The sequence below is a fragment of the Streptomyces sp. NPDC002845 genome (assembly GCF_053591955.1).
In genome coordinates this window covers 1-7,074 of sequence record NZ_JBSFUU010000027.1, presented here as the reverse complement: position 1 = coordinate 7,074, position 7,074 = coordinate 1, and the positions used below count along the sequence as shown (strand labels likewise).

The following is a 7,074-nucleotide window of genomic DNA, read 5'->3' as shown; positions in this document are numbered from 1 at the left end:
GTGCGGTGGAGCCGGTGGAGCCGGTGGATTCGGGTGTGTCGGTGGGCATCCCGAGTCAGTCCGGTGCGGTCGAACCCGTGGGCTCGCCCGACGACCGAGGAGACGTGCTGTCGGAGCCGCAGGCCGAGCAGAGCGCCAGGATTCCGGAGCAGTCCTCGTCGACACCGTCACGTACGGCTCAGCGGACGACCCTGCCCTCGACACCCGTGGCGACTTCGCGCAACACCTCCGTCAAGCCTGCCGACTTCGGGACGGGGAACGTGTCGGCGAACGCCGGGACGCGGCACACCCTGGCCGACACCGGCAGCGACAACGTGCTCGCGGCTTCGGCCGCCAGCGCCGCGCTGATCGCCGGCGGAGCCGTCATCCTGTACCGACGGCGCCGGACCCCGAGCCGCCGGTAGCGTTCTGCGTCCGGCGCCGTACCCCCGAATGGGCCTGGCCGCCGTGGCCGTGGATCACCCCATTGGCAGCACAACCCGCGTCACCGGCACGCGTTGACATCATTGCCGGACGTACCGCCCGGCAATGATGTCAATCCCAAGGAGCATTTCTCCATGTTGCGTATCGCGAAGGGTCTGGCCCTGGCTTCCGTTGCCGCCACCGCCATGGCGGGTACCGCCGGGGTCGCCGCCGCTGACAGCGGCGCTGCCGCCACTGCTGGCGACTCCCCGGGCGCGCTGTCGGCCAACGTTGTCCAGGGCCCGGTCCATGTCCCGGTCGGCGTCTGTGGCAACACCGTCAACGTTGGCGGCCTGCTGAACCCGGCGTTCGGCAACGCCTGCGTCAACAGCTGACTTCGCACTCGGTTTTTTCAAGCGGCCGCTCTCCTGCACGGGAGAGCGGCCGCTGGTCTTCTTTGATCGCGTGAGGCAGGCGACCGCCGAATACAATTATGAGATGAGAGGCATCGGCGGAAAAGCCCCAAGGGTCCCCTCGACGTCCACCCGCTGCAGCACCAGTCGGACATGCACGGTGCCGAGCATGGGTACTCCGTACTCAACAGGGCGAAGAACATGATGAACCCCCTCAAGCACACCAATAGCCCCACCCAGCTCCTCGGTGGACTTCCTGTCCAGAACTGAGACACCACCGAACGGGCGGATTCCACACCGCGCGGAATCGGCCCGTCGCGCTGTTCGCTCTGCCAGCCCGACATCCCTCGTTCGTGTGGAGATCCTCGGGGTATCGGCTGCTCGGGTGAGAACGCGGCCAGGCGCAGTCCGGAGCGTCGATAAGGTTTCGTGGTGACCTCAGCCTCAAGTGAACTACGCCCTTTCCGCACTGCTGACCTGGGCACACTCGTTGTGATCGCCTGGAGCGGTGAGACGCTGGACGGCGACATGCCCTACTTGCTCGCGTACTCCCTGGGTGACGGCCCAAGTGGTCCGGACGCCTCGTCCATCGCCATTGAGAAGCTGCTTCTCGACGCTGGACTACGGATCGGGGGTGAGTCCGTCGCCGACACCGCGAGGTCGAGCCCACCGGTCAGCCTGCTCGTCGAGGCCGGCCAGGCCGTCATCAGCATGCCGAACCTCAGTGCCCAGTGCACTCCACCGCCGCAGTGGCTCGCGGCGGTCTCCGAACGCGGCTATGCCCATTTCGTGTTCACCACGTGTCCCTGGCCCGAGGGTGAGCCAGGAAAGCCCGTGGACCCGGAAGCGCTGGCAGCCTTCGTGGGTGCCGAGGAGACCCTGAAGGCCGCTGCGCACGTCGCCCTCCCGGCCGGCAGCCTGCGCGGCTGAATCCCACTCGAAACGACGATCTGGCGCCAAAGCCGACGGAATCGCCCTCTTGGGAGGGATTCTCGGGAATACTGACGGTATGTCAGACGCCTTCGAAGTTACTCCCTCACTTCCCGGCGCGCGGGTGCCCGAGTTCCGGGTACTCGTCGTGTGTACCGGCAATGTCTACCGCTCCCCTCTCGCGGAGTGCCTGCTCAGACAGCGGCTTGTCGAGGCTCGGCAGGCGATCCGGCTGAGCAGTGCGGGTACCCGGGCGCTCCCGGGTACGCCCATGTCGGCCACAGTCGCATCCTTCATTCTCGAACGCGGCGCAGATCCCTCCGGGGTGGGCTCCCGCCGACTGACCAAAGAGCTGGTCGAGAGCTCGGATCTGGTACTGGGGGCCGCGACCGAACATCGTGAGGCCGCAGTGCGGCTGTCACCCGTGCAGACGTTGTCTCGCGCTTTCACCCTCTTTGAATTCGCCCGGTTGGTGCGAGCAGAGGATGCCGCAGGCGTGACGGATCCGGCCGCACGGTTCGCGGCTCTTGTCCAGAGCGCGGCCGCTCGGCGTGGTGCCGCGAGGCCGCACACGGATGACGACATCGAGGATCCTTTTGGTGCAGCCCCTCGGCAGGTGCAGAAGTGTCTGGTGCGGATTGATGAGGCAGTGGAACGCATCGTCGCGGTTGTGCGGGTCGGCTGATGTGAACCACCCCGGGGATCACGCGGGTCAGGCACCCGGCTCAGCGCCTCCACCAGCCCCGTCGGCACGAGCGTCCCCGGCGGCGAGGAGGGCAGGGGCGCCGCATCCGAGGCGTTGGGCGTAGGCGATGATGAAACAGCGAGCACGGCAACCTTGCAGATCGTGAAGCGTAGAGAACTCCATGATCACAAGGGGCCGTGCTTGCCTTGCAACAGGGCTGACACCGCGTCACATACTCAAACCGGGCGAACGTGGCTCTCCCCGGGGCCCTGACTGCACTGGGGAGAACCGCATCCGGTGCCGACGCCTGGATCGGCGATTCGGCCGTGTCATGGTGATCTGGCGGACGAATTGCTGAAAACATGCCAGAGAAGCGCAACTCGGCAACACAGCTGCCGCTACGCCGGTGATGGTCCGGGGTGCCTGGGCGACACACAGGAATACCGCGACCAAGGAGAACAGCACGATCACCACCCAGGAGTGCGCAGCACGTCGTCGGCTCAGCGCGGCACGCAGAATCGACAGTGCGGCCACGAGCCAAGGCCCATAGACCAGCAAGGGCCACCAGGAAACGGCGCTGCTGTAGGTGTGGGAAACGGCGACGAGCCGCAAGGGCTCATAGGTGGCGAGGCCACCGAAGGCACTCACCATCGATGTGATGATGGCTGCCAACGCGGCGATCATATAGCTGACGGTTCGCAGACCGCTCGGACCTCTGCGGGGACGGACCCTCCGGTCGACTCGGGGCACGGCGCTCAGCGGCGGCAGTTCGGCCGTGGTCTCCTGCAGGTTCATCACGTGACTGTCGCCGGGCGGAGCGATTGCCGATGTCTCGCTACGGGCCGGAGGCATGGTTGGGGCGTGCTCGCCCTCCATGGCGTCCTGAAGCATGTACGCGAGTTCCTCGGCCGGATCCCATGCCGGATCCGGTGGCACCAAGGGCGCTTGGAATGCTTCGGCAGTGTGCCGGTGTCGGCCGGTGCCCGTCACGCCGAACTGACCGAACTGACCGAGGTGATCGGCGTAGTACCCCGCGTGGCGGTCCATGCGCTCGTCATTCATGGCATGACTTGATCACTCGGCCCGAGGGCAGGTGCGCCCATTCATTTTCCAAGCTGCCCCATCGTCGAACGAGATCAGCCTCCAGCAGCGCCATGGTGTCCAGAAATTTCTGCAGGAGCGGCTCGGTGACCTGCAACGTGACGGGCAATCCATCTTTACTGAGTGTGCCGTTGGCACTGGGTTCATAGTATGTCGAAGACGGAGTGTAGGTATAGGGGCCCATCGTCACCGCAGGTACTCCAGCCGAGCCCCTCTGGCCCTTGCGGGACGTCAAAAGGCCGAGATTTCTTCCCTGAGTCATATCCCGAATAACGTCGCATCTTTCTCGCGGGTGCGCGGCAAACGGGTGAAGGAATGCATGGATGAGCACTTTATCTAGACAGCATTCAAAAAGGTACGACTGCTGTACGAAATATATATATGGTCCCCGGGAGGCGATGGGCGCCGACGGTACCGGACTCGCGCTCGGACCGGCGGTGACCCATGGCCTGGCCAAGGCCACCGGCGGAATCCCACTGCGCACCAGACCTCGCGTCCCAGCCGATCCCGGTCGGCAGACGGCGATGGCCGACAGCCGGTCCCCGACGCCGTGAGAGTGTCGCCGTCGGGTCCCTGGCTGTCGGCCATCGCAGGCACTGACGCAGGTGTCGCAGCTGCACGATGGAGCCGCGTCGGTCAGCCGCGCCTCATCCGTCGGGTGAGAAGGATCACCCCCCCACCGAGCAGGAGAAGCCCGGCAGTCCCGCCCAGCAGGATGGCTGAGCGGTCCTCACCGGTGTCAGCGAGGTGAGGCTCGTCGCTGTGGCCGTGGCTGGGCCTGCCGCCGTTGTCGTGGCCGTTGTCGTGGCTGGGCCTGCCGCCGTTGTCGTGGCCGTTGTCGTGGCTGGGCCTGCCGCCGTTGTCGTGGCCGTTGTCGTGGTCGGGCCTGCCGCCGTTGTCGTGGCCGTTGTCGTGGTCGGGCTTGTCGCCGTGGTCGGGCTTGTGGCCGTTGTCGTGGTCGGGCTTGTCGCCGTGGTCGTCGTCGCCGTCGTCGTCGCCGTCATCGAGCACGGTGATCTCGGTTGAGAGAGTGAGGTCCGGATCCTCTGCCCTGAGCAGGAAGAGGTGCTCGCCCGGCTCGGCTTGCTCGGGAATGCTGAAGGTCCCCGCCACCGTGCCGCTTGCGTCGGCGGTGTACCAGCCCAGAATGACGACCTTGGAGGCAAAGGATGCTTCTACGTCTTCCTGTCCCGGCTCGAACCCCGTTCCTTCGAAGTCGATTTCGTCTCCTGGCTCGCCGACGGTGGCACTGAGGGACACGCCCGGTTCCGGTTCCCCGGGTGGATACGGTTGGGCAAGGGCGGTCTGCGCCCCTAGCAGTGGTGCGGCGGCCAGGACAGCAGAGGCTGCGGTAGCCGCGAGGGTGGCACGCCATCTCGATGACGCCGTCATCGTATTTCACGCTCCTCAAGTGGGATCAGGCCTACGCCATGATGCGACCCGCGAGTACGGTAAATTCATATATAGCGTGTGAAACAACCGCTTAACGCTTATTGCTGGATGAACGGCCATCTGGAGCACGAAGATCACCGGATCGACGGCAGAGCGAGTTGACGGCACAGGGAGTGAAGCCGACGCGATGTGACGGAGCTTCAGGCTGTCCGCATCCGGCCGTCCCCTGCGATCGTCCTCCTGCTGCCCGGTGGCATGGCTGCCTCGTCGCCTGGAGCTGCCCCCGTAAACCGGGTCTTCGAAGTCGGTGGTGGTACCGCCGACCATCGGCACCTCGGCACGCGCCAACTGCCCATCGAACGTCCTGCCCGGGCGGCGCTCCGTGGGCGTGGCCGCGGCTCGTCGGCCAACGAGCACCCTCACTAACTTCGAAGACCTCGTAAACCTGTCGATGCCTCAACAACTCCGCAGACTTGCCTAGTTCGCGAGGGAGGTAACGTTCCAGGCGCCAGCAGCGGCCGCCATTGAGCGTTTTTCACCTCAGCGGGAGCACTTATGCTTTGCACCTACGCGGCGGCGCCGACAACTCCGTTCGACAATTCCCTCGTTCATATCGGACACCGCAGGCGGCCCCCTTGGGAGATCACCGGAAGCGGTCAGTGCCTCGCTACTCTGGGCCCCCTCAGTGCTCCTACGCCCGTACCGCGTCGAAAGTCGTCGCAAGAATGGATCACCAGGATGAATCGCAAAGTCGCAGTGTTCGGCGCCGGCTACATCGGACTGGTCACAGGGGCCTGCTTTGCGGAACTGGGCCACTCTGTGGTGGTCCGCGACATCGTGCCGGAACGCATCGGCCGCCTGAACGCGGGCGCTGTCCCGATCTGCGAGCCCGGCCTCGGTGAGATGATCGACCGCAACAAGGACCGTCTGACCTTCACCCTGGACGCGAACGAGGCAACGAAGGACGCCGAAATCGTGTATGTGTGTGTCGACACACCGCCGACCGCGTCCGGCGATGCCGACCTGTCCCGGGTCTTTGCCGTGATCGACGCGTTGAAAGGCGCCACGCACCTGACCACGGTCGTCGTGAAGTCGACCGTGCCGGTCGGCACCGGTCAACGCATCCGTGTCGCCCTTGATGACGCCGGCCTGCAGCATGTTGGCTACGCCTCCAACCCCGAGTTCACCGCCGAGGGCGAGGCAGTCTCGGACTTCATGCACCCCGACCGCGTCGTCGTCGGTACATGGGACGACGCCACGGCGAAGCTGATCGCGGAGCTACACCAAGGAGTCGACGGGCCCGTGGTCCTGATGGACGTCCCGTCGGCCGAGCTGACGAAGCTGGGGGCGAACGCCGCACTGGCCACGAAGATTTCCCTGGTGAACGAGCTGGCGACGGTATGCGAGGCCACTGGCGCCGACATCGCCCAGGTCGCCGGCGCGATCGGTATGGACGCGCGCATCGGCTCCCACTTCATGAAGGCGGGCTTGGGCTACGGCGGCTCCTGCTTCCCCAAGGACAGTCGCGCCCTTCGCGCCCTGGCCTCCAACAGCGGCCACCCCTTCCAGCTCCTGACTTCGGTGATCGAGGTGAACGAGCTTCAGCCGCGCCGCCACATCCAGCGTTTGAAGCAGGAGCTCGGCGGTTTGCGCGGAACCGCAGTCGCTGTGCTCGGCATGACGTTCAAGCCGGGCACAGACGACATGCGGGAGGCGCCAAGCGCGATCATCGTCGCTCGCCTGCTTGCCGAAGGTGCCTCAGTGCGCTGCTGGGACCCGATGGCGCAGCCTGGCCCCGTCGAGCCGTGGATGTCGACCACGCGTTGCGCGACACCGCTGGAGGCCGTGAACAAGGTGGACGCGGCGGTCATCGTCACGGAGTGGCCCGAGCTGGCCGAGGTGTCCTGGGACGATGCGCGTACGGCGATGAGGCGTCCCCTGATCCTGGACGGCCGGAACCTGCTCGACCCGCAGACGATGGCCGGGCTGGGCTTCACCTACATGAGCGTGGGTCGGCCGACGGTGACAGGCTGACCCCAGACACCATGTGGTGGGGGGGGGGGGCGGGGGGGGGGGGCCCCCCCCAGTCTCCCCGCGAGGCGGGGGGGAGTTGCAGAATGGACAGCGGGGCGGGGGGTAAAACCACCCCCC

The 7,074-nt window shown here is 66.1% G+C and carries 8 protein-coding genes; 5 read left to right on the top strand and 3 right to left on the bottom strand.

Going from position 1 to position 7,074, the window contains the following annotated elements:
- From ACWD3C_RS20790 to ACWD3C_RS20775, 4 genes are all read left to right on the top strand, one after another.
- Window positions 1-404 (top strand): LPXTG cell wall anchor domain-containing protein (locus tag ACWD3C_RS20790; RefSeq protein WP_451145909.1); only part of this gene is annotated, 404 nt, incomplete at its 5' end.
- Window positions 405-557: 153 nt separating this feature from the next.
- Entirely contained in the window at window positions 558-797 is a 240-nt protein-coding gene (locus tag ACWD3C_RS20785) for a chaplin (protein ID WP_451145907.1), read from the top strand.
- A 450-nt stretch (window positions 798-1,247) separates the two neighbouring features.
- Complete coding sequence (locus ACWD3C_RS20780; RefSeq protein WP_451145905.1) at window positions 1,248-1,745, top strand: DUF5949 family protein; 498 nt, start codon at window positions 1,248-1,250, stop codon at window positions 1,743-1,745.
- Between the two features lie 79 nt (window positions 1,746-1,824).
- Complete coding sequence (locus ACWD3C_RS20775; RefSeq protein ID WP_451145903.1) at window positions 1,825-2,430, top strand: arsenate reductase/protein-tyrosine-phosphatase family protein; 606 nt, start codon at window positions 1,825-1,827, stop codon at window positions 2,428-2,430.
- Between the two features lie 228 nt (window positions 2,431-2,658).
- Here the strand turns inward: ACWD3C_RS20775 and ACWD3C_RS20770 are convergent, their stop codons facing one another.
- From ACWD3C_RS20770 to ACWD3C_RS20760, 3 genes are all read right to left on the bottom strand, one after another.
- Window positions 2,659-3,492, bottom strand: coding sequence for a DUF2637 domain-containing protein (locus tag ACWD3C_RS20770; RefSeq protein WP_451145901.1), 834 nt, complete (start codon window positions 3,490-3,492; stop codon window positions 2,659-2,661).
- Window positions 3,485-3,715, bottom strand: a complete 231-nt coding sequence (locus ACWD3C_RS20765) for a hypothetical protein (protein ID WP_451146081.1) — start codon at window positions 3,713-3,715, stop codon at window positions 3,485-3,487. The genes ACWD3C_RS20770 and ACWD3C_RS20765 overlap by 8 nt, the downstream gene beginning before the upstream one ends.
- Window positions 3,716-4,167: 452 nt before the next feature.
- Window positions 4,168-4,791: a hypothetical protein gene (locus ACWD3C_RS20760; protein WP_451145899.1), complete on the bottom strand. Its 624-nt coding sequence runs from the start codon at window positions 4,789-4,791 to the stop codon at window positions 4,168-4,170.
- An 888-nt stretch (window positions 4,792-5,679) separates the two neighbouring features.
- Here ACWD3C_RS20760 and ACWD3C_RS20755 point away from each other — a divergent pair.
- Entirely contained in the window at window positions 5,680-6,957 is a 1,278-nt protein-coding gene (locus ACWD3C_RS20755) for a UDP-glucose dehydrogenase family protein (protein WP_451145897.1), read from the top strand.
- The last annotated feature ends 117 nt before the right edge of the window (window positions 6,958-7,074 follow it).